Origin of the sequence: Sphingobacterium sp. UBA1897, from assembly GCF_002337775.1 — a bacterium.
Taxonomy (GTDB): Bacteria; Bacteroidota; Bacteroidia; order Sphingobacteriales; family Sphingobacteriaceae; genus Sphingobacterium; species Sphingobacterium siyangense.
In genome coordinates this window covers 20,355-44,557 of record NZ_DDGR01000023.1, presented here as the reverse complement: position 1 = coordinate 44,557, position 24,203 = coordinate 20,355, and the positions used below count along the sequence as shown (strand labels likewise).

Genomic DNA, 24,203 nt, shown 5'->3' with positions numbered 1-24,203 from the left:
TGCAATACAAATTCAGTCTAAATTAGACATGGAAACCGCAACTTGTTTAGAATCAATACAATTACAAATACGTAATATTGATACTTTCAATAAGCGATAAATTAAAACAATAAGTGGCTTAAAGGCCTAAAAATCATTGAATGTCAATAAAACCAGAGGACGGCCTCATTGACACTTATTTAAATTAAAATTAAATAAGGTCTTTCCAAACAAAAAGCGGTGTACATCACAGACGTACACCGCTTTTTTCAATTCGTTTATATGTATAGCCTTATGCAAAAACTGCAAATGGCGAAACCTGCAAACAAGTTCTAACGACGCTATTCAGTTCCATCATAAATTTAGCGCCATCTAACAATTCGCGCAACTGAAGTACTTCCTCTACAGCTAAGATGAAACATCTTTCCGTACGGAAAGGCATGATGATTTCAAAATCCGATGAACGTGTTGTATCGTGAAGCATGTGCTCAACATCAATCGCATCGATACGTTTCTTAAACTTCAAAAAATCCGATACCGAGAAAGAGGTTGTTTCATTATTATATTCCAACCAGAAACAATTTTTGCGGCTACATTGATAGACTGTACCCGCTGTGGTTGAAAAAACTTCCTCAACATTTGCTAACGGACAAACCAATTCTGACATTTCTATTTCCCTTATCATTTAAATCGATCAAAAATAAATATTATTTATAATCAATCCAAGTAAAACAGAAGATTATTTTGATTTAATATAAATAAGCCTACCAACAACTCATGCAAAATAAATCCTTCCTAATTTCGCACGCTCCAAATTTTGAAAACCGACTGACGTTTTTTTCTGACCAATCACCACAAAAAAGGAGGTCAGTAGCAACTGACCTCCTGTATGTATTTCTATATTTTAATAGTTATTAATCGTATTCTTCTTCCTCTTCTTCTTCCTCTACGGCAAGAACTTCATTACGCCCATTGATAACTGTATTTTTCGTCTTTGTTTTATGTTTGTTAATCTGTCTACGCAAGGATTCTACAGCAATATCTGTCGCCTCCTCAAAGCTTTTCGCTTGCCCTTTCGCAAAAAGCTGGCTTCCCGGGATATTCAATTTAATTTCTGAAATTTTATTTGCCTCATCATCGACATTTTCCAATCGCAGGTAGCATTCGCCCCCAATAATGGAATCCAAAAACTGCTCCAATTTTCCTGTTTTCTTTTTGATAAACTCGATTAGCTTTTGATCAGCAGTAAATCGAATGGATTGCACAGTAATGTTCATTTTTCCTCCTTTTTTTAAGCTTTTGGATGAGCTTGTTTATAAATTGACTTCAATCGTTCTGCTGAGTTATGCGTGTACACTTGTGTTGCCGCAAGCCCTGCATGCCCCAGCAGCTCTTTAATTGCATTTAAATCCGCCCCATTGTCCAACAGGGCCGTTGCGAAAGTATGTCTCAAAATATGAGGACTTCTCTTACCTTGAGTAGAAATCAGCGTCAATTGCCGATGTACAATATCATAGATCAGCTTGGCATATGCCGGCTTTCCTTCTTTCGTAACGATTAGTAAGCTGTTATTAGTATCAACAAATTGCGTCGCCTTTTGTTGCAAATAGTTTTTCAATTCTTTCAATAAAAGATTATTGATCGGAACCAAGCGTTCTTTGTTCCTTTTACCTAATATAAGAATATTTTTATTAAAAAAATCGATATCCTGCTCCTTAATTTTCAACAATTCGGCCAAACGAATCCCGGTACCGAACAACAATTCCATAACCATATAATCGCGACAGGATTCAAATCCATCCTGCTCCTGTTCCATTTGATCCAATAAACGCACCAGCTTTTCCTTTTCAACGACTACAGGTAGTTTTTTAGCAGTTTTTAACGCTTTAATGAGCGTCATGGGATTTTTCGCGATACACTCTTCTCTTTGCAAAAATTTAAAATAAGTTCGCATTGAAGACATACTCCGGTTGACTGAACTTGCATTTTTTCCGGACTCTACCATTTGCGCGAAATAATGACGTAAATCACGGTATACGATATCCTGCACAGTCAGTCCCTCACGATCCAAAAAAGACTGGAACATCTCCAGCTCATGCTTATAGGCAATAACCGTATGTTCTGAATACCTTTTTTCAATCTGCAAAAACCGAATAAACTCCTTTTCCAACATATTTTCCCTTGCTATATAGCTTAAATTACAAACTTAAAAGCACAAAAAAAAGGGAAAAGCATTGCTTTTCCCTTTATATTTTAAAATTCTCAGCGAATCAATTAGTTAGCTACATCTTGATTCAAAGATTGTTTGTAAATCGCTTTTTTCACTTGAATGCGACGAGTTACAGATCTCTTTTCGTAAGCTTGACGTGAACGCAACTCTCTTAAAACTCCAGTTTTTTCGAATTTCTTTTTGAAACGTTTCAATGCTCTATCTAAAGATTCTCCTTCTTTTACATTTACGATAATCATGCGTTATATATACCTCCTTTCGCCGCTTTTAAATTTAAAGTGGGACAAAGGTAAGCTATTTATTTTTAAAAAGGAAAACAAAATTATTTTTTATAACAATTCGAATTCTTCCAACAAAATTCTTAGCGGTTTCTCCTTCGTACACAATGCCGTATGCCAACCCAATTGTTTTGCTGTCGCCAGATGTTGAGGACTATCATCAATAAATAAAGTCTCCGCCGGATCCAATTGTTGCTCTTGCATGACTAATTCAAAAATCTCCGCATCAGGTTTGCGCATCCCTACCAAATGAGAGTAATAGGTCTTTTCAAAAAAACCTTCATTGTCGGCAACACCATATTTCTCATGAATATCATTCATACAATAGGCATAATGAATTGCATTGTTGTTACTTAACAAAAAGGTACGGTATCGATCTTTCAACTGGACTAAAATCTCATGATTTCCCTGTGGTACACCGATCAGTAAACTGTTCCAGGCCGTATCAATCTGTGCGTCCGTCAGTGCTGGATTTTGGGTTAATTCTCTTATCCCCTCACGAAATTGCGTCGAATCAATTTTTCCTTTATCAAAATTATCAAAAAGTGCACTTTGACCATGATGTCCAAATACGGCATCAACATTTTCTATACCTAACTGAGTAAAAGCATCTTTCAATTTTACAAAGTCGATCATAAAGATCACATTCCCATAATCAAGAACAATATTTTTAATTTTTTCCATCGAATTATTTTGAAATATCGATACAAATATCGATAATTGCATCGTCAAAACGGCACAACAGCTGTTTAAATTGACAAAACAAAAGACCTGCTCCTATAGCTCAGTCGGTTAGAGTAGAAGACTCATAATCTTTTGGTCCCTGGTTCGAGCCCAGGTGGGAGCACAGAACAAAAAAGTCGCTTTTCTATATAGAAAAGCGACTTTTTTCGTTTCTACGCATCATTTTCCTACGATGTAAAGGTCTAGGAGAATCACACCATTTCGGCCCGTTTTGCATAGTTTTTTATTGAACTTCACGTAAAAAGATATCTAACGGGATTTTTCACCTGCTAAAGAAAAAACTATAGCAACCGTCAGCGCAAAAGTTTATGAACACCACAAGAAATCAGATGGTACCTACGACGTGGAAATAATACCTTTTCTGTAAAGTTTACACTATATTAGCACCTTAGATATTCGATCAATTCAAACCTATTTCCGAATGGATCTCGAAAAAAACATCGTTCTCGACCATCTATCTTGGACGAGTATTTTACGATTATATTCTGATTCTTCAAAAATAATTTAGCATGGGATAAGTCGAAAACTTCAAACGCAGGATGTATATCAGAATTTGTTTGATGGTACTTTTCTTCACGAATATGAAGCTGGATATCTCCGATTTCAAACCAAATAGCCCCCCTGGGATGATTACCAAGGATTTGATTCAAACGCAATATCTCAGCATAAAACCTTTGCGCTGAAGCTAGCCCGCCTAAAGGAACACTTATGAGTATATGATCTACACGTTTAAATTTGATCATTAGTGTATTTTTAAAACATTGGCCAACGCTGAATGCATAACAGAAGGCTCGACGTCCATATCCATCCAATATTTAATTGCTATTCTGCCTTGATTAACGAGCATACTAAGACCATTTAAAACGCTACATCCCTTTTCTCGAGCGGTTCTTATAAAATGAGTATCTGGGGGATTGGGTATAACATCTGCGATAATCATCTCCTTTCCGATAAGATCAAATTCAATATCGAGTTTTTGATCCACATTGGGAAACAGCCCTACACTAGTTGCATTGATCAAAATATTCGTTGATAATTTTATCTTATACCTTCCTTCCCAACAGTTAAATAACGCGTTAGTTTTAGTATTACTATTTATCAGATCGGCAAGTTCTTCACCTTTAGATTTGTCCCTATTTACAATAATAATTGTATGGGCTCCCGCTAACGCCAATTCAACTGCAATTGCGCGAGCAGCTCCTCCAGCACCAAATATTGTAATACACTTGTCCTTAGGATCTTCAATAATTTCTAGCGCTTTTAAAAATCCTTTTCCATCTGTATTCTCACCTATCCAAAGGTCCCCCCTTCTAACTACAGTATTAACCGCACCTATCAATCGTGCAGAGCCTCCTAATTCATCAAGATATGGAACGACCGCTATTTTGTGTGGAATAGAACAATTGAAACCAATCCATCCCATGGCTTTTGCTCCTTTGATAGCATCTGCCAGATGCATAGGCTCAACCTCGCAATTCAGATAACGAGCGTTGATACTGTGATATCTATAAGCTGCTTCAATCATCATTACAGTTGGATTCTCAGAAGCTGGTTTGGCAAAAGAGCCCGTAATAAAAGGCAAAAAATCAATGTTATCTTGCATAAATGTGAAATAAAGTAATTGATACAAAATGATAAATCTTCTATTACAAAGATTGCATATTACCGGCGCCACGCCCAGGTATATTTAAAGGTATTTTTTGTATTTTTATCGTAAGCACTTTTTAAAATGAAGAAAATACAGTTTGATCAACTCGTTATTCATGATTATGAAGAAAAGACTTTTCATTTACCCCTTCATAGCCATACTTATTATGAACTGGTTTATATCCACAAAGGTAGTGGCATTCATTTACTGAACAATAATAGGTTTCAATATGGGGAAGGAGATCTGTTTATAATAAGTCCAGAAGACGAACATTATTTTGAGATAAACAAAAGTACTCACTTCACATTTATAAAGTTCACAGACGCATATCTGTCAGAACACTCACTGCATACAGTAGATAATTTCAATTTATATGAACCTGTCCGAATAATGAAGAATAAGTTATTAAAGGAAGTGAAATTAAAAATAGATGAACCTTCCAATGCTATACTTCGAAATATTATTGAGAATATAGTATTGTACAAATTTTCGAAGGATATCTCTCGTTCAGCGCTCATATTTTATCAGATACGATCTATCTTAGTCTTAATTAGCGAAGCTGCTGCTAAACTTCATATAAGAATTGACAATGGTCAGCCCGGTAAAGAAGAGCTCATTTCCTTCATACATCAACATATCTACCAACCGTCAATTATTCAGATTAAAAACATCGCCGCTCACTTCTCTATTGCGAATAGTTATTTCAGTGATTATTTCAAAAAAAAGTTTGGTATAAGTTATCGAAATTATGTCAACGAATACCGCATAAACTTAATTCAAACTCGATTAACTGTTCCGACCGTTTCACTATCGCAGATCGTATATGAATTTGGTTTTACCGATGAAAGTCATTTAAACAAATTTTTTAAAAGCCATAAAGGTCTGACCCCAAAAGTATATAGAAATTTACACCTTGAAAATACAGTCTTGATCTCTCCAATCGCAGATTCAATACCTCAAATAAAAGTAGCCAAATAACTCTGACTCTCTGATCAATCGTACTTTGATATTAACAACTATTGAGTTTCGTAGTTTTTATCGCAAATTTTGTAACTGAATTATTTTAGTATAAAGCCATTCCATTCAGGAGCGAATTAACTGGTCATCGATTTTCCAATCTCTTTGGCCAGTACTTTTAAATCTCCAAGTAGTAAAAAACGCCAATTTAGTCTACAATCTCTGATCAGATCATGTTTAATTGTTGTCCATGTGACTTATCCAAGGATCATCCCTTCCATAATCGGTTGGTATTTCCGACGATTCAATCTGCAGCGTCCCTCCCTTTCTAAGCTCTTCATGTGTGATCCATAACCTCTTCAAATCCCTTCCATTCAACTTAATCGATTTGATATAACGCGTTTTGTCGCTTCGATTCGGCACCTCAATGGTCAGTGGATTCTCTTTATTTTCCAATCTGATTTGATCAAAAAATGGCACGCTGATATAAAAAATAGGTTCCCCGACCAAAGGTTGTTGCAATCCGATCGCAGAAAGCACCCACCAGCTCGACATAGCACCAGCATCGTCGTCCATGGTTCTTACAAAGGCTTTAGGCTCATTTTTATAGATCCGGTCGATATGTGCTCCGATTCCACGACTGTTGTCATTAAAGTAATATTGTATGATGGTGTCCAATGCAATTCGATGTATCCACTCCTGATAGCGCCAAGGGGTTTTACTCGCATTATATAAGGTCAGCGATTGCATATCCGGTTCATTCGCCCTATTGAAATAATAACCGTCATAAAACTCATCCAGTTGCTGTGTGAAATTTTCTTCACCACCTGCTAGCTTTCTTAATCCCATAACATCAAAAGGTACATTCCAACGATATTGCCTAATTGTTCCCTGATACATATCCCGTGCCGACATACGGTCGACATCCCGTTTGGTCAGGTCTTTAAAATCTTTATTCCAAATTGCCTGATATGATTTTGCTCGCTCCAGATAGGTTTTGCTGTTCTGCGGAAAAAGCTTGGACATTGCCCACATATCATAACATGCTTCAAGGTACTTGTCCGGTTTCTTAAAATCATAGCGCAGGGTATCGTGTATTAACGAATCTTTTATTCCATCAATATCGACCCGATATCCTTTCTTGACCGCATCCAAAAGAACGACAGCGGCATGTTCTGTCCGGACCGAATTTGCTGGTTCATGAGCTCCTGCAAAGTCAAATTTCCCATAACGGTACAGGTCTGCAATCGAGGAGACAACGCCCTGATACATTTCAGTATCTATCAGCTCCAAAAGCGGTAGTTGTGTTTTATAATTGTCCCAAATTGCCCATCCATGATAACGTGTTTCTTTGGAACGATGTATTTTCCCGTCTGTTCCCCTAAAATTTCCCTGCTCATCGCTGATAACAAAAGGAGATTGTAAACTGCGGTAGAGCAAGGAATAGAATAAATCTACCTTATCCGAATCGCCCTTTACCTGCAGTACCGACAGGGCAGTTTTCCAACGATCAGCTGCACGTTTTTTTACCGTTGAAAAATCTAGCTTATCATATTCTGCAAGTGTCTTTCTTGCGTCCTGTTGATCCACAGCCGAAAATGCAATATTGACATCTGCTATAAGGCTTTCCTCCTTCAGGTCTACCCAGATTTTGTTCCCCTCCTTTCGCCATCCGCTCGCTGTAGGAATTTCCAGCGCATAATAAATGGTATATGTTCCCACATGGCAGGTCGTTTTTGCACGTACTTTACCGAATAGCAGATTACCCTCCTGTGTAAATTCATTGTCAACAAAAGCGCCATTGAAAGCATGCCCCAAATCAATAAAAAAACCTTTTCTACCCACGGGAAAAGTATATTGTTCACGACCAAAATCATTATTCACAGCCACTTCAACTTGAATACCCTCTGCGGTTTTTAAAGCATAATACCCAGGTTGGGCATGCTCGTCAATTTTATTCAGCGGCTTTATATCATTTTTTATAAATGGTCTAATAAGGATCAGTCCACCACTGCCCATACAACCTACTCCCTCAAGGCGATTGTGTGTAAAGCCTTTAATTTCCTTGGCAAGATGCTCATAGCCCGTATGCGTTCCCGGATTAGTATAAGGCACAATGCTCAATTGATGGAAAGGAGAAGAAGCCGCTGGTGAAAGCTGGCCGTGGTCGCCGGAAGATCCCAAGAAGACGTTTACACGATCGGTCTGCGCTCCAGCAATTGTAGCATAACAGAGCATCAAAGACAGCAGTAATTTTTTCATATATAGTCTATTATTTTTCATATGTATAAAGGGCGCAAACTGATTTTTCACGATACGAAAAGCTAACCTATACAGTTCTTGGCCATAGCAAACAACTATTTTTTTCAGCGCCTGATGTTTTTTATTTATTAATTCTTCTAGAATGCTCATTTCGATTTAGCAAATCATTAGATCTATTTTACTTCAGAAAACCGAACTTTCATCTTCCAAAATTAACCTACACAAGGTAAACCCAATATTAAACTACTGTTAATTCCATTAATTATTTTCCATCTACAAAGTTCAGAATGTAAACCTAAAATCGGAGGAGACAATTTTTATCACAAATTTTGTAAAGATAGTGTAACGGAGCTAAATTTTGATAAGTAAAAAATATTCGACTAACTACGTTATCAAAGCAGCGTCCAAGCTCTTCCAATTAGTAATGAGGTACAGAAGAAAAGGCTCATAATCTTTTGGGCCCTGGTTCGAACCCAGGTGGGAGCCTAGAACAAAAAAGTAACCACACCTTACGATTGCTAAAGCAAAAAAACAGCCATCTATATGCCAAAAATTTAAGAACAGTACAAAAAATCTGACGAAATAAACAGGCCAAATCATATAGCAGATGCCAATCTATTCCTTCATTTTTCTAGAAATATTTATTCAAAAAAAATACAAACGAGAATCTTATTTGTAATTATTCTAAATAAAAATGTAGATTTGCGCCATTCTTACCATGAAACAACATTGGACAGCTACATTAAAAGGTTCTTCTGAAGCTTTTGAATCCTTATATGACTTAGTATATCGAGAGCTTTTCGCTTATGGCGTTATGTTGGGGTATTCGCGCGAGGCCGTAAAAGACGGTATACAACATCTTTTCTTAGAACTATGGGAAAAACGTGACCGTCTGCACGATGTTGATAATATCAAGTCTTATTTAATGACATGGCTACGCCGTGTCCTGAATGACCATCGCGTATTGAATGAAAAATTAAATTCAGGAAATTATCAGCCTAATGATAATACACCTTCACATGAAGCTTTACTCATACAACAGGAAACCGTAAACGAAACCACTGCGCGTCTATCAAAAGCATTGGAATCCCTCACACCTAAACAAAGACAGGTGATTGACCTTAGGTTTTTTCAAAATATGTCTTATGAACAGATCGCTTCCAAAACAGGCAATAGTCAGCGCACAATCTATAACATTGTATATGAATCTGTTAAGATTTTAAAAGAAAAAAAATAAAAATAATCCGGTAAAAAAACGGAATTGCTCCCTCTACCTTCATATATACATGAAAAAAATTTATAACGACAGCGTTGATTTGCTCAGTGACGAGAGTTTTGTGTCTTATCATAATGGAACCGCAAATAAACAGGAAATTCATTTTTGGGATACATGGATCGCAGAAAATCCGGATAAATTGGATCTTGTTGCAGACGCGCGAAAGATGCTCGATACCCTAAAAATGCATATCACCGAAACGGAATATCAAGTTGAAAAAGACAAACTATTTGCGACACTCGAAAGCAAAGTGCCTACAAAAACTCGAAGACTGACAACGAGATGGCGCTGGATCGCCGCAGCATCAATCCTGCTCATAGGAACATTTACATTCCGTCAGTTTTTCTACAAAGACTCACCTCAGCGTACTTTAGCTGTAAATACAGTTTCCGCTGAACAATGGCTCAGTGTCGTCGCCCAAAATGGCAAAATGGTTAAAGTCAATCTAACTGATGGCAGCCAGATTACGTTGATGGGTGGTAGTAAACTAAAATACCCCAAACATTTCCGTAAGGATACAATGTATGTCCTGCTAGATGGTGATGCACGCTTTAACATTGCAAAAAAGCCTGATCGCACATTTGCTGTAAAAACAGGCAATACCTTGGTAACAGTATTAGGAACACAGTTTTTGGTAGAACAAGCTGACACTAAAAATACCAGAGTCAGTTTGTTTTCTGGAAAAATTAAATTGACCAACCACTTAAACAACAAACAAGCCCTACTCAGTCCAGGACAACAGGGGTATGTCACAAATCAGGAGATCCATCTCGATAAATTTACGCCAACAGAGATCAATAATTTTGCAGAAGGTATTTTGCATTTTCAAAATGCTTCTTTTGCTGAAGTCGCGCGAAAAATGGAGCAATATTATGGTATCCACCTCTCTCTCAGCAAACCAAATGCACGATGGCGGTATAGCGGGCATTTTGAGAAGCTGCCTGTTGAGACCGCACTCGCCGCGATTTGTTTTTCAAAAGAATTGTCATCAAAAAAAATAGCAACAGATACCTATGTGCTTTATTAAAAAAACAGTAAGACGAACCTGTTTATTGAATACTTTTTTTCTATTATTCGCTGGCGCTGTTTCAGCTCAAAATGCTTCCAACCAAGGGAGTTTGGAAACTGCTTTTCAATTACTGACGCAGCAACATGCTGTACATTTTTCCTACGATGCATCCATCGGACTGCAGCGACGCGTTCCACTTCCGACAGCAAAAGAGAATATCGATACGTATTTGTCGAGACTTGCTTCAACGCTTCAGTTGCGCTTTCAGCGGATTAAACATTCAAATCTGATAGCCGTCAGCAAGGCGCCAAAACCCATACAATTAAGAGGTGTAGTGAAAGATGCCAAAACAGGCTTGCCTATGGCCGGTGCGACTATTATGCTACGCAAAGAAAACAAAACCTATTTCACCGATAGTTTAGGGCGATATCGCATACTGACAGCAGCCGAAAATCGCGGCGAGGGAATAGGCGTACGTTACTTAGGTTATCAGAATTACGACTTCAAGGTGGATACCGCTGTACAGCAGATCAATCTGTCACCTTTAGATCAACAGCTTGAAGAAGTATTCGTCAGCAGTACTTACGAAGCGCCTAAACTGCGCGAAGAGATGATCGGAAGTGTCTATACCGTCAGCGCAAAGGATTTACAGGCCGATCGCCCTATAGAGAGTGTCGATAAGATGTTGGAAGGATTGGTACCGGGATTATATGTCGAACCCAGCACTTCCTTGGGCACATCCGTTAAGCTCCATATCCGAGGACAGGGAACATTGACAAACCTGACAAGCAATACTGGACGATCAACCTCATCGCAGCCTTTGTACGTGGTGGATGGTGTCGTTGTCCAAGAACAGGAGATTGGCGACGCCAGTTCGCTTTTTAATGGCGAAACATTGCTGAACCCAATTGCAGGAATCAATCCGTTAGATATTGAATCCATTTCGGTACTTAAGGATGCTGCCGCAACCGCAATCTATGGTGCTAATGCAGCAAACGGTGTGATTTTAATCACCACCAAGTCTGGGCGGAGCGGCAAACCGCAGTTGACAGCGTCATACAATACCGGTGTATCCACATTTATCAATCGGATGAAATTGCTCTCCGGGCCGCAATACTATGAGCTACTACGGGAGTTCCATATCAATACGGGCAAAACCGAGAGTGAAGCAACGCGTCTGGCGGGTAGCAATACCATTGATACAGATTGGTTTGGACTGACTTCACGCAATGCACGCTATGATAATGTAAATCTATCACTTTCGGGCGGAAAAGGTAACGATACGTATTACCTCTCTATGGGCTACCGCAATCAACAAAATGCCAGTCCGGGAAATGAACTGAAGCAATACACAAGCTCCATGCGTTATTACAATCAGTTTAGTGATAAACTGCAAATGACCACGACTATATCGCCGACACTGATGCAGCGTGAGGGGCTCGACCAATTTGCAAATGCTGCTTACATGCCTGCCAATATAAATCCCTACAAGGAAGACGGAACTTACAGTACCTTCTTAGGGCTCGTGAATCCTGTCGCAGCGCTGGCTGAAAATACAGATAAAGCCTTGGCTTTTACAGGGACTGCACGGATTGAACTGCAATATGCACTGTTACCCTTTTTAAGCCTGCGCGGAGCTATCGGCGGGAATATGCTGCAATCCAAGCAGGAAACTTTTCTTTCAGGTATAGCCGGTGCTTCCACAGCTAAAGATGGGCGCCTCCGCATCAACGATCGCACGACGTACAGCTGGACCTCCATGTTACAGCTAACCTATAGCCCAAAATGGCAAAACGGGCATCGTTTTGTTGGTATTGCGGGGATAGAACTAAAAGATCAATACAGCAAATTATTAGTGGGCCAAGGTACCGGCTTTACTTACGATAGGGTCATCTCACTCGGCCTCGCAAGTTCGACACAGTCGTCTTCCTCTAAAATCTCGGATGCGACAGTATCCAACTATGTACAGATGAATTACGACTATGACAAGCGATTTTATGCTTCTCTGAGTGGCCGTGCAGATCAGTCGTCCATGTTTGGTGGCGACAAACAGGTCGCACTCAATGGAGCGCTTGGATTAGGCTGGAATATCAGCAACGAAAAATTCATGCAACCCCTTGCAGCAATTGATTTCTTACGTCTTCGAGCCAGCTTCGGAACCACAGGGAATTCGCGGATCGGATCATATGCTTCCAGAGGGCTTTATGATTTAAACAACGTGACCTATGGTGGGCAAATGAGTGCAACACCCTCTTCTTCTGCTGCCGAAAATCCAGATCTAGGTTGGGAAACGAATATCAAATTCAACTTCGGTTTTGACTTGAATGCCTTCAATAGATTGCGTCTTGTATTAGACCTTTACCGGAATAATATCCGCAATCTCATTACAGACATCAGTGTGCCATTAGAAACAGGATATGGCAAAATGCCAGTCAATTCGGGCAATATGTACAATCAAGGGCTCGATTTAAGCATTGCCTATCAATGGCTTAAACAGTCTAAGATAACCTGGAACAGTACCCTTATCGGTGGTTGGAATAGAAATAAGGTGACCTCCTTTAATAATCCACTCATTGAACAATATGCAGCAAACTCCTCCGATAATGTAGGTATAGGTCAGCGTGTGGGATACAGTTCAACTTCGCTCTGGGGTATCAAATGGGGCGGTGTAGATCCAAGCACCGGAGTGGAACAATTCTATACCCCAGATGGAGAGCTGTTAAATCGGACTGAAATACGGGCAATGGGTCAAAACGCTTACCAATTACTAGGCAATTCGATGCCTGATTTTCAAGGAAGTATCATCAACAATCTGGGCTGGAAGGGTTTTCAGTTCACCTTCAATATACAGTATAACCTTGGTGGCAACAAGTTTGCATCGACAACCTACTTACGGGATGGCAATAATCTGGCAAACTCCAATATGTCGGTCAACCTACTGGATCGTTGGCAGAATGCGGGCGATATCACTGCAATCCCCAAACTTAATTCAAGCTCACCACTCAACAATTCCTCCCGCTATTTGTACAGCATGACTTATCTCAAGCTGAGCAACGTATCCTTAAGCTATCGCCTGGCAGATCGATTGACCAAGCGCATCGGCATAGGGCAGACAGCTTTGAGCTTCAATGTTACAAATGTACTTTACTGGTTCAAAGACAAAAGCCCCGCTGGCAGAAACGGTATCCGCGAGTATAGGTTTGTCTATCCCGAGACACGTAATTTTTCGATTGGCCTACGCACCACACTTTAATCCTTTAATAATTTGAGCTATGAACATAAAGACGCTAAGTATTGCTTTTCTTGTCACTTTGGGCACAACGGGCTGTTCAAAATTTTTAGATAAAGAACCGGAAAACAAAGTATCGGTCGACCTGCTTTTTTCAGATATGCAGGGTGCTAAATCGGCTTTGGCGGGAGTTTACGAAGACCTATTTCAGTCAACTTACTACAATGGCTTGCGTATGGTTTACCCAGACCTGCTTGGCGGAAACTTAACGTTTACCGTAGCGAGCAAAACGACACTTTCGGATGTTTATTCCTTTGAGACAGATGCCGAAAATGGTTCTATGAACAGTCTATACAGTTATCAGTATACGCTACTCAATGCAATCAATAATATCATAAAGCGTGTCCCAGCGATGCAGAATGTCAGTGAACTCGAACGCAATAACGTAATGGCCCAGGCCTATGGTCTGCGGGCATTGGTTCATTTCGATCTTGTGCAGTTATATGCCCAGCCTTATCGTTACACCGAAAATGCTTCACATCCGGGCATCATATTGGCCAAAACGACAATTATACCCAATGAGGCACAGATTGCACGCTCCACAGTGGCAGATGTATATCAATTTATACAGGCTGATCTGTCCCTCGCTGATTCTTTATTTGCCAATAGCAAAGCTATATTTGAAGGCAATGCCAAAATATATATGAGCTTACAGGCAAGTAAAGCACTCCAAGCCCGGTTAGCATTAAATCGCAACGATTGGGAAAAAGCTTACCAACTATGTGCCGAACTGCTCAAAGCGAACTATTCGCTATATACCAATGCTGAGTATATCGACAGTTGGAAACAGGCCAACACCAAAGAATCTATATTCGAATTGGCTGTGCCGAGCAATTATTCCAGTAACTCAATCGGTAGTTATTATGTCAATGATTCAGGCAACTCCTACTATCAGTTTGGACCAAGTCAGGATCTAATCCATTTGTATGGGCAAAATGATGTGCGTGCTCAGGGTGGAATATTTAAATATCCAACTATACAAACTGCAGTAACAAGCGTCAAGTTGATCCGTCTTTCCGAAATATATTTGATTCATGCCGAAGCGGCAGCTGAACTTGGCTATGCTAATGAAGCTATTTCAGACCTAAATGTCATCAGACTACGCGGTAATCCGCAGCTCGGCGCTTATCTTTTCAACACAAAAGACCTACTGATCAAGGAGATCCTTGACGAACGTCGTCGTGAGCTCTGTCTTGAAGGCTTCTTATACCTGGATCTGATGCGTAGAGGTCAATCCGTTATGCGCAATGACTGTACTGGTGCAAACTGTAATGTCACTTATCCAAATGATCATATGGTACTGCCTATTCCACAACAGTCTGTACTCTCCAATTCACTGATGAGACAGAATCCCGGCTATTAATCACTCAATAAAACACAAATTAATAAAACAACACATGAACAGTTTAAAAGCAATCCTTAAGTTATCCAAGCTAGTCACTATTTTCAGCATCTTATTTTTTACCATGTCCTGTAGCAAGGACAGTACCGTGACTCCTGAGCCCGAGTCTGTTGCTAAGCCATATAATGCCGTAGCTGCATTTACCAGTACAGATGCTTATTTTGAACTCTATATCTACCGCTTCGATGATGCCACTCAAACCTGGGGCAAACGTATCCGAGCACACTATCCTACCGTGTCATTAACAGACACAACTTATATGGGCTTTACCAATCCTTATGTGACAGATAGCGGGGTAAACCTATTCCAGATGGTCACGCTTTACAGCGATAAAATCGGCTCAACAAACATCAAAACGGCTGGTATAAATGTCGATCAGGTATTGCAATTTTTACCAAATGAGAATAATGATAAAATCGGTAAAGTGACTGTAAAAGAACAACAGGTAAAAATCTATAAGAAAACCGAATCCGCAGAAGAACGGAAAGATATGGAGTTCTTTGAGGTTGGTATCAGTGGCTCGGGAACCTATGATCTAAATGAAGGTGTAATCGACTTGGAAGTGAATTTTAACGAGTCTGCGATCGGAGGAGCAAATAAGGTAACCCGTAAATACAAATTGAGTACCAAAGCGTTAGAACTATAAAACAACGAATGATACGAAGAGTACTTGTATTTGGTTTATTGGGAGTCGTCCTGATCTTGCTGGCTTTTGTCCAGGATCAGGATATTCCTGATATTGCGCTATGGCGCAGACTGTATGCTTCCGGCGACAGCAGGCAATGGCCGACTCCCCACCTAGATGATGATGTAAAAACAAATTTTGTGGATATCGGATCACTGCCCGATGTAGAATACCCTTTGGACAATCCCTTTTCCAAGGAAAAGTCAGCGCTGGGAAAATTATTGTTTTTCGATCCCAGACTTTCTGCTACCAAACAGCTGGCCTGCGCAAGCTGCCACGATCCGCAACTGGGCTGGGGCGACGGCAAAAGCTTAGCAAATGGGCACAATCGACGGGTAGGAAAGCGAAATGCAATGACCCTGTATAATGTTGGATACTACCATACTTTCTTTTGGGATGGACGATCTCCCTCCTTGGAAGCCCAGGTATTATTCCCATTGACCGATAGCGTTGAGATGAACACCGCTCCGGAAGTAGCTGTACGTCATATTCAGGCAATAGCCGGTTACAGGCCTTTGTTCAAATCAGCCTTTGGAGACAGTACGATCAGTATCTCGCGTATTCAACAGGCTATTGCAACTTTTGAGCGCGGTATTCGTAGCTACAACAGCAAATTTGACCGCTTTATTAAAGGAAATAAAGATGCCATGACGGATGACGAGGTCTGGGGGCTTCATCTTTTTCGGACTAAAGCACGCTGCATCAACTGCCACAATACACCGTTATTTTCAGATAATCAGTTCCATAATGATGGTCAAACATTATATGGTACCAGGCAGCAGGACTTTGGACATTACCATATCAGTGGCAAGCAGGAAGATATAGGTGCATTTCGAACGCCCTCTTTACGGGAAATCACCCTTACAGGACCTTGGATGCACCATGGTAATTTTCCAACATTACTGGACGTCGTACAACTTTATAATCTAGGTAATCCTGAACCGATACAGCGGAGCGTTACGATAGATCCTAAAACCAAACCCATTCATTCGGCGAAGCTGAAAAAGCTGAACCTCACAAATGAAGAAATTAATGCTGTGCTTAAATTTCTAGGGGCTATCAGTAGCAGTACACAACAGCGTATAGCGATGCCAAAATTGCCTGAATAAACCAAAATAAAAAAAAAGAGAAATCCAGCATTAATACGAAGATAAATAAGGTGTCAACCGAGTCTTCTTAAACTAACATGTGCTTATCGCTTTAAATGAACAGCGTAAAAAACGAAGGCAGCACAAAGCCATAAAAAAATCCCCATCGCATGATGGGGATTTTTCTTACCGGGCTCTCCTTATATTTCCTTTCGATTATCGTCCGATTCAATATCGATCAGTTTATTGTAAGGATCTATACCTACCTGTTCGGGTTTTTGATCAACAATCAGCGTTATCGTATTGTTGATTCGATCGATTTTATGCTTTTTTAGATAAAGCTCCTGACGTTTATTACCGTCTTTGCTTTTCTTATCCGAGAAAACACCTACCTCGATATAGTCTGCCAATGGCAATGATTTCAGAGTCACACGATCTGATTTCTTAAAGGACAGCGGCTGTCCACCTTCGTCATTGTAACTCTTTTTCCCATTGCCATCTACGCGGTACTTGGACACTTCAAATTGGATATCAACCTGGTATTTACCATCCTTAAGTTTTTTAGAACTTACTTTTTCTATTTTATTGTTATACAGGGTGATCGTTTCAAACATATCTTTAATCAGGTAACGTAATGAGTCAGGAGTCGCCTGTCTAAAACTATCCACAAACTCTGATGAAGTTGTATACGGTGGGTTTTGAAACGCTGTACGTTGTAAATAAGATTGGGCTGTCCTGTTAAAAAGATCCTCGCCCAGATAATCGCTCAAGGCATAAAGCACCAGGGATCCCTTTTGGTAATGGATGTACATTTGATTTTCATTATACATCAACGGCTTTTCACCTAGTTTTTCGGCACTTCGTCCTTGCAAATAGCCATCGAGCGCATCTTTGAGAAACTTACGCATCTGCCCTTTACCATATCTTTTTTCCAAAACCTTGAGCGATGAATATTCAGACATACTTTCGGACATCAATGTAGCCCCCTGCACATTGGCTCCTACCACTTGATGTGCCCACCACTGATGTGCAATCTCATGGGCTGTTACCGCGTAGGGATAATCGACCGCATCTTCTTTCTTCTCATTGACATCAGCAATAAAACCGATCGCTTCGGAAAAAGGAATTGTATTTGCAAAGGACTGCGCGAAAGTTCCCGCTGTGCGCGGAAATTCAATAATACGCAATTGTCGATGCGGGTAAGCACTGTATTCTTTCGTATAGTAAGCCAAAGAAGCTTTACTGGAAGCCATCATCCGATCGAGGTTATAGGTATGCCCCTTATGGTAATAAATCTCCAAATTAACCCCGTTCCACTTATCTTTTTTGACTTCATATTCGCCCGAATTAAATGCAAAAAAGTTCAGGATTTCCGAATCCATTTTATAGTGATAGTACTTACGACCATCTTTCTCCCATTGTTTTGTGAGATAGCCCGGAGCAATAGCCAACTGATTCTTGGCCGTACTTACTGTAGCTTCAAAACGGATCCAATCGGCATCGTTGGATATATAGTTATTCTGCAGGGCCCTTTTGTCAGTCTGCGCAGCCATTCTATCGCGATACGGAAGTCCATACTTTTTGCGGACATCATTGTCTACCAACTCGCCACGGTCAAGATAGCCTATATTCGGGAAAAGCATATTGTTGATAAACGTACCATTGCCCTTCACAGGCGACTTTTCATTTATCCAGGTATTGGCCGGACTAACAGTACTAAATTTCAACACAATAGAATCGCCCGGAGCCATCGGCTTCTCGAGTTTATAAATATTGAAATTATATTTATCGTCGGCAGAGATCAATTTATTTGGTACACTTAAAGAAAATGTATAATCGTAATTATTGTAATTGACAAAAATAGAATCAATAGGCGTATTGGTCTTGTTTTTCAATACATAGTCCGCATGCGCTTTAAAACTTCGCGTATCGGGAAAAATATCCAGATTAAACTTAATATCCACGACACGGGGCTGCGGCCTGTACTGGTATTTCTTATATTTCTTTTCCCATTCTACAGCTTGTTTTTCATGATCTAAACTGGTATAATATGGATTTTTAATGTGGTTTTCGTAATATATTGCAGCACCGATGCCAATAAAGCCCGCAAAGGCAAAAATGAGCAGCGCCGTTGTTACCGGTCCCAAATTCGCCTTAAAAATACCCCAACGCTCCCTAACTCCCGAAAAACCACCTCTTCGCCATAACAGCAGGGCGATAACAGCAAAAAATACTGCAAAAAGCAGCCAATAAACCCGATACGTTAAAAACGGAAGAACATAGCCGAATCCATCCATATCCGAATAATCCAGATCCGGTCCCTGATTAAACTGATAGATCTCCTGTTCTACACCGACCATGGATAAAAAAGGTAATCCAATAAAGAGGGTCAATAACACAAAAAATCCAGCCAGGTAATTTTTGAAAAGCGTATGTACAAAAAGTGAAATAAATAGCCATACCAAATTTGACAACATACCATACACCATCAAATGCATCACATATTGTCCAATTTCAAAATTATAATAATGATGATACACCTGAAACCCCATGCAGGTCGCAATCACAACGGCCAGCAAAGTCAATTGCATCAAAAGAATTGCGATAATCTTCGACCCCATAAAAGCCCAGTTGGGCGTCGCTGTTGTATCCAACAATCCCCCCATCCGCGTAATGCTTCCGCGGTGGACAAGAAGTCCCGTAAAAAGAAACGTCAGGATCAGCAGGAAAAACTTAAACGTAGTCCCCGGGATCATCAGCATTTTCCAGGTCACCGGATAAGTCGACGTTCCGAATATCGAGCCAATGGTGCTTGCCATCAAGATAATGAACAATACTCCTACCAAAGTCAATATTAAAAACACCGGATTTTTGACGATATAGCGATAGTCGTACCGTGCCATTGTCCATGTCGTTTTCAAATAATGAAAGGTCGAAAAATCATAGTTTACTTTAGGCAGATTGATTTTGAAGATACTATCAAAGTTATTTTTGGTTAAACGGGCTCCTTTTTTCGATGATTTAAAGGAAATCGAATGTTGTGAAAAAGAAAACAACATATAAAATCCGCCAATGAATAAGGCTGCGACAGCGAGCCATATTAACCGGTTATAAATAACAGCTCCGGTAAAGGGAAGATTATTGACATTCTTCTCATCTGGAGACCAGTATTGGGTATAGTATGAGATGGCACTATCCCCAAAAGGATCTATCAATGCCCCCACAAAACGATTGTCCATATTGTTCGCCAGATTCTGAACCAGCACCTGAAGAATAATAAGGATCAACACCGCGACAAAACCAACGTATACGTTTCGTGTCAATGTTACCAGCACAAAGATAATTGCACTAAAAATAATGAGATTTGGGATAACCTGTACAAGATAGGTCTGTAAATATGCCCAAACATGAATTGGTCCCAATAAGGATTGATTGATACCCGGCACGAATTGTGCGACGATAATACCCAAGGTTGAAGCAAATACAATAACCAATACAACAGCTACTGATCCAAAGAATTTACCGAGTAGATAGTCCGTTTTTGAAAAAGGGTAACTGAAAAGTATCGTATGCACCTGGTATTGAAAATCCCGGTAGACGCAGGCTCCAACGATGGACGGTATCAAAAAATAGATAATAGTCGACATGCCATTAACCATACCATTAATCGCCCATGGAGAGTTCATAATGGTGTTGGACGAAGTCGTTGCCGTTATACCATCAAAAATACCGAGCGAAGACAGCATAATAAACAACGAAAGCGCAAAGAAGAGTGCCATATAGATGTAGACGGCAGAACTCTTAAACCAACGCGCAAACTCAAAATGAAAGATGGCTTTAAACATGGCGTTGATCATTTTTTAGCGCTACAAAATAGACATCCTCCAATTGGCCTTGAGCGTTCACAAATGATTCATCGGGACGCGCATCGCTGTACACCCGAATATTGAGTGTGTTGTCCTGATTGTAATTGGTTGAAATAACGTTATATTTTTGTGTATACTCATCCAGTTGATCCCGACTGATGATACGTACCCAGATTTTACCATCCAATTGATCGATGGATTCTTTAGGAGTGCCTCTCAAAAGAATCTTTCCCCCATTCAAAATGGCCAACTCATGACAGAGTTCACGCACATCATCCACAATATGCGTAGAAAAAATGACGGTATGATCTGTACCTATTTCTCGTAGAACGTTCAAAAAGCGATGTCTTTCCGCGGGGTCAAGCCCTGCAGTCGGTTCATCTACAATGATTAACTTGGGATCATTCAGCAACAATTGCGCAATACCAAAACGTTGCTTCATCCCGCCCGAGTAACCACTTACGCTTTTATTGCGTACGTCCCAAAGATTGGTAACCTCAAGAACACGGTTGATAATGGCATCCCGATCGGCTTTCGATTTAATTCCTTTAAGCTTTGCAAAATATTGCAGCAGATCTGATGCAGAGAGATTGGGATAAACACCAAATTCCTGTGGCAAATAACCCAAAACTTTCCGCAAATCGAGCTGATTTTTGAGTACATCAATATCACCAAAAGTAATACGGCCACTGTCGGGCTTCTGAAGTGTCGCAATTGTCCGCATTAAAGAAGACTTGCCAGCACCATTTGGTCCCAGTAAACCAAACATCCCGGGCTTAATTTCTAAGTTTACGCCATCTAAAGCTTTTACTCCATTAGAATAGGTCTTACTAAGGGTCTCTATGGATAAATTCATAATTTATTTTAACTGTTAATAATATGTTAGTATACCAAAACAAGGATATGTTACATCAAGATAGTAAAAGTTAAAAACAAACGAAAATGAAAAGCTTCCAATAGACACATCTACAGACAAAAAAACTGTTTTTGCTTTTGGACAAATACCCTAAAAAGATGAGTCTCCAAGCGGGTTAGATAGCATTAAAAGATCTACTGAAAACTTCGCAATAATGGCTGTGTACTACATCGAAAGGATCCGCCAAAGCTACGGCTGATCTGGAAATCAACGTATTCAACATGGACACCACAAGCGGAGAGCTTATCTCCAATATAGCCAAAAACAGGATCTGTCACATAGACTGTCGGATTAATAGGCAGACCATTCGTTGCTAGCAAGCTAGCCTCCTTCAAATTGACCACAATTTTGTCCCATGTTTTCAGTTTTTGGGGTATCCCATAGGGTAGCGCTTCCTCACAAACGATCATCAATCCTTCGCGGATCAGTCCTAGTGCACAGTCCAAATGAAGTATATTGGGATGAAGTTTCACTTCTTCAACCTGATAACCATAAGGCTGTAATAGTTTAGAGAGCCACTTAATCCCTAGGCTGTTTGAAGAAAGCCCAGAGTTGCCGACAAAAATATGTTTACCGTATACCAGGATGTCGCCTCCTTCTAGAAAAGGGCCATGCCATAAGGCCAATTCCTCCTGCTCCGCCATGGCGGGTCTTGGCGCTGCCACATAAAGGCAGTCACTTTGATAAACTTCACGTTCCAACAGATCGCGAATGGGCCATATTTCATTGCGCCGCTGCATAAAACGGATTGACCCCTCAATAACGGCATTTCCGATGGTGAAAAATGGGTCACGGACAAAGAAATTAGAATAACCGTGTTCTCCTCCGGACACTTTTTCAAGTGTTGTTAGGTTACGTGGCCGCAACACTTCAACGCCATATTTCTCCAACAGCAAAGCAAAATTATGGCGCTCTTGTTCCCATGCCTTTTGCAATTCGGGATACACTTCTCCAAAATCTTTTCCGGCATTGGCATCGTCACCCTCCAGCGCAGTGGAAGATAAAAACCGAAGATCTTCAACCTTCATCATTTCCGGAAAGCCAAATTCAGAAACCGTAAGAATAACTTTCTTTAAAGGGGCAAACTCATTTTCTACAAAGATCATAGCACTGATTTTAAGTCCAATTTGCTTTTTTTTATCAAAAAAAACAAATGTATAGGAAGCCGAACCTAAATTCCTAGAACCCAGCGCACATTGAACAAATCAGTTACTTCAATAAATTTCTGCTGCTTATCAAAATCTATTCTTCTTTTTTGTTGGGATGTAAGTCTTTCAATCAATTCCCCACGCTCGGAAATATCCCGACAGGGCAAAAACACAGCGACGTAGTTTCCTACTCTCCGTCCCTCGTTGTGCACCAAATCAGAGCCGTAAATTGCGATACGTCCGGAAATAAGAGTGGCACTCACTACAGGCATTTCAGCACAGCCCTGCAAGGGTTCGTCGAACATATCAAAATGTAACGTTCCCCCAAAACAGGTCTGATAAAACGTAAGTGCCGCTCTACAATTTCCTGAGAATGTAATGAAAATTCCGCTTTGCAAGCGTTCCATTGGCTGAACTAACATCATATCAATTGGCTATGCATCCGGTATTTCAGGCTCTACAAGTTTTCTCATTTTTTCCAACGACTCTTGCCATCCAAGGTAGCACATCTCGGCAGGAATAACCTCAGGAATTCCAGTCTGTTCAATCTTAAGCTCTGTACCACAGATCACTTTACGCAAGGAAACAGTCGTAGTCATTTCACCCGGTAAATTGGGATCATCAAATCGATCCACGTACTTGATAAAGGTATCTTGCTCAATCTCAAGGTACTCACCACCAAAAGAATGGCTATGACCGGTACTAAAATTAATGAAAGTCATTTTGAAACTTCCGCCTACTTTAAAATCCATTTGCTGTACTGTACAGACAAAACCATAAGGAGGTAGCCAGCTGGCATGTGCTATCGGATCTGCGAAAGCACGGAATACCTTTTCAGGACTTGCCTGAATAATTCGATGTAATGAAATATGATTCGTTTTCATATCTATATTGTTTATAAGTGAATAACCATTTCTTTTTTTTTGTTTTACTCGCTATCAGTACATTCTTTCAGTCCAATACAATCCGGTAAACTTGCTACACTACTGAAGTCTGATGATATGCTCCTGTACCAGCTGTCTCTTTGTTGCTTAAACGAGTAATCTTCGCCTGATAGAAATAAGAAACAGCAAGTATCCCCAATACTAAAATGGGCATCACCATAAATGCTGCATTTTTGTCAACACATGCGTGACTAATAAAAGCAAATATTAAATTGAATGTCAATCCAGCATAGGCCCATTCTTTTAATTTGGTCGGAACCTGCGGTACTGCAATTGCAATAACGCCCAACAGCTTACAGATAATTAAAGCATAGGCAAAATAGTCGGGATATCCCAATGGTTTTGTGCCCGCATTGATATATTGCGGCGCAAATAACAGTGTTCCAAGTGGCATCAGTCCTTCCCAGAGAACTATAAATACCGTTGCTATCCAAAAAGCAATTTTGTTCTTTTTCATCGTTTTTCTGTTGTTTATATTGATA

General features: G+C 40.1%; 20 protein-coding genes and 1 tRNA gene. 8 read left to right on the top strand and 13 right to left on the bottom strand.

Annotated elements, in window-relative coordinates:
* Positions 1–271: 271 nt before the first annotated feature.
* The 5 genes from B4N43_RS13570 to B4N43_RS13550 all read right to left on the bottom strand — a co-directional run bounded on the left by B4N43_RS13570 (position 272) and on the right by B4N43_RS13550 (position 3,171).
* Positions 272–664, bottom strand: a complete 393-nt coding sequence (locus B4N43_RS13570; RefSeq protein WP_286735318.1) for a DUF6686 family protein — start codon at positions 662–664, stop codon at positions 272–274.
* 229 nt (positions 665–893) lie between these two features.
* Positions 894–1,256 carry a ribosome hibernation-promoting factor, HPF/YfiA family gene (hpf, locus tag B4N43_RS13565; protein WP_088162635.1) on the bottom strand — a complete coding sequence of 121 codons (363 nt, stop codon included), beginning with the start codon at positions 1,254–1,256 and terminating at the stop codon, positions 894–896.
* Positions 1,257–1,270: 14 nt separating this feature from the next.
* The gene (locus tag B4N43_RS13560) at positions 1,271–2,152 is read right to left on the bottom strand and encodes a tyrosine-type recombinase/integrase (protein WP_120336217.1); all 882 of its coding nucleotides are present in this window, start codon (positions 2,150–2,152) and stop codon (positions 1,271–1,273) included.
* A gap of 101 nt (positions 2,153–2,253) precedes the next feature.
* On the bottom strand, positions 2,254–2,448 hold the full coding sequence (rpsU, locus tag B4N43_RS13555) for a 30S ribosomal protein S21 (protein WP_046672133.1): 195 nt from the start codon (positions 2,446–2,448) through the stop codon (positions 2,254–2,256).
* A gap of 90 nt (positions 2,449–2,538) precedes the next feature.
* Positions 2,539–3,171, bottom strand: a complete 633-nt coding sequence (locus tag B4N43_RS13550) for an HAD family hydrolase (protein ID WP_175441966.1) — start codon at positions 3,169–3,171, stop codon at positions 2,539–2,541.
* An 89-nt stretch (positions 3,172–3,260) separates the two neighbouring features.
* On the opposite strand from B4N43_RS13550, the gene B4N43_RS13545 reads away from it, so the two are divergent.
* Positions 3,261–3,334, top strand: a tRNA-Ile gene (locus B4N43_RS13545).
* Positions 3,335–3,973: 639 nt separating this feature from the next.
* On the opposite strand, the gene aroE is transcribed toward B4N43_RS13545, so the two are convergent.
* A complete protein-coding gene (gene aroE, locus B4N43_RS13540) occupies positions 3,974–4,834 on the bottom strand; it encodes a shikimate dehydrogenase (RefSeq protein ID WP_145330133.1) in 861 nt (286 codons plus the stop codon).
* A gap of 126 nt (positions 4,835–4,960) precedes the next feature.
* Between aroE and B4N43_RS13535 the strand changes: the two genes are divergently transcribed.
* Positions 4,961–5,857, top strand: coding sequence for a helix-turn-helix domain-containing protein (locus B4N43_RS13535; protein WP_286735314.1), 897 nt, complete (start codon positions 4,961–4,963; stop codon positions 5,855–5,857).
* 216 nt (positions 5,858–6,073) lie between these two features.
* On the opposite strand, the gene B4N43_RS13530 is transcribed toward B4N43_RS13535, so the two are convergent.
* A complete protein-coding gene (locus tag B4N43_RS13530; protein WP_286735313.1) occupies positions 6,074–8,098 on the bottom strand; it encodes a glycoside hydrolase domain-containing protein in 2,025 nt (674 codons plus the stop codon).
* Between the two features lie 718 nt (positions 8,099–8,816).
* Between B4N43_RS13530 and B4N43_RS13525 the strand changes: the two genes are divergently transcribed.
* Genes B4N43_RS13525 through B4N43_RS13500 form a run of 6 tightly spaced genes read left to right on the top strand, consistent with a single transcriptional unit; the run spans position 8,817 to position 16,868 of the window.
* The gene (locus tag B4N43_RS13525; protein ID WP_286735312.1) at positions 8,817–9,335 is read left to right on the top strand and encodes an RNA polymerase sigma factor; all 519 of its coding nucleotides are present in this window, start codon (positions 8,817–8,819) and stop codon (positions 9,333–9,335) included.
* A 49-nt stretch (positions 9,336–9,384) separates the two neighbouring features.
* The gene (locus B4N43_RS13520; RefSeq protein WP_286735310.1) at positions 9,385–10,401 is read left to right on the top strand and encodes a FecR family protein; all 1,017 of its coding nucleotides are present in this window, start codon (positions 9,385–9,387) and stop codon (positions 10,399–10,401) included.
* Positions 10,402–10,426: 25 nt separating this feature from the next.
* On the top strand, positions 10,427–13,636 hold the full coding sequence (locus B4N43_RS13515; protein ID WP_286735309.1) for a SusC/RagA family TonB-linked outer membrane protein: 3,210 nt from the start codon (positions 10,427–10,429) through the stop codon (positions 13,634–13,636).
* Positions 13,637–13,655: 19 nt separating this feature from the next.
* Positions 13,656–15,035 (top strand): RagB/SusD family nutrient uptake outer membrane protein, encoded by a 1,380-nt coding sequence (locus B4N43_RS13510; protein ID WP_286735308.1) that lies wholly within the window; start codon positions 13,656–13,658, stop codon positions 15,033–15,035.
* 34 nt (positions 15,036–15,069) lie between these two features.
* On the top strand, positions 15,070–15,720 hold the full coding sequence (locus B4N43_RS13505; protein ID WP_286735307.1) for a hypothetical protein: 651 nt from the start codon (positions 15,070–15,072) through the stop codon (positions 15,718–15,720).
* An 8-nt stretch (positions 15,721–15,728) separates the two neighbouring features.
* Entirely contained in the window at positions 15,729–16,868 is a 1,140-nt protein-coding gene (locus tag B4N43_RS13500; protein WP_088162727.1) for a cytochrome-c peroxidase, read from the top strand.
* 179 nt (positions 16,869–17,047) lie between these two features.
* Here B4N43_RS13500 and B4N43_RS13495 read toward each other — a convergent pair whose 3' ends face one another.
* The 6 genes from B4N43_RS13495 to B4N43_RS13470 form a co-directional block, all read right to left on the bottom strand.
* A complete protein-coding gene (locus tag B4N43_RS13495; RefSeq protein ID WP_286735306.1) occupies positions 17,048–20,704 on the bottom strand; it encodes a M1 family aminopeptidase in 3,657 nt (1,218 codons plus the stop codon).
* Entirely contained in the window at positions 20,685–21,569 is an 885-nt protein-coding gene (locus B4N43_RS13490) for an ABC transporter ATP-binding protein (RefSeq protein ID WP_201669481.1), read from the bottom strand. Before B4N43_RS13490 ends, B4N43_RS13495 begins: the two co-directional genes overlap by 20 nt.
* A gap of 194 nt (positions 21,570–21,763) precedes the next feature.
* A complete protein-coding gene (locus B4N43_RS13485; protein WP_145330118.1) occupies positions 21,764–22,735 on the bottom strand; it encodes a dimethylarginine dimethylaminohydrolase family protein in 972 nt (323 codons plus the stop codon).
* A gap of 65 nt (positions 22,736–22,800) precedes the next feature.
* Entirely contained in the window at positions 22,801–23,202 is a 402-nt protein-coding gene (locus B4N43_RS13480) for a VOC family protein (protein WP_182330823.1), read from the bottom strand.
* A 9-nt stretch (positions 23,203–23,211) separates the two neighbouring features.
* Positions 23,212–23,661, bottom strand: a complete 450-nt coding sequence (locus tag B4N43_RS13475) for an SRPBCC family protein (protein WP_145330116.1) — start codon at positions 23,659–23,661, stop codon at positions 23,212–23,214.
* Positions 23,662–23,755: 94 nt separating this feature from the next.
* Positions 23,756–24,178 (bottom strand): DoxX family protein, encoded by a 423-nt coding sequence (locus tag B4N43_RS13470; RefSeq protein ID WP_145330114.1) that lies wholly within the window; start codon positions 24,176–24,178, stop codon positions 23,756–23,758.
* Between the last annotated feature and the right edge of the window lie 25 nt (positions 24,179–24,203).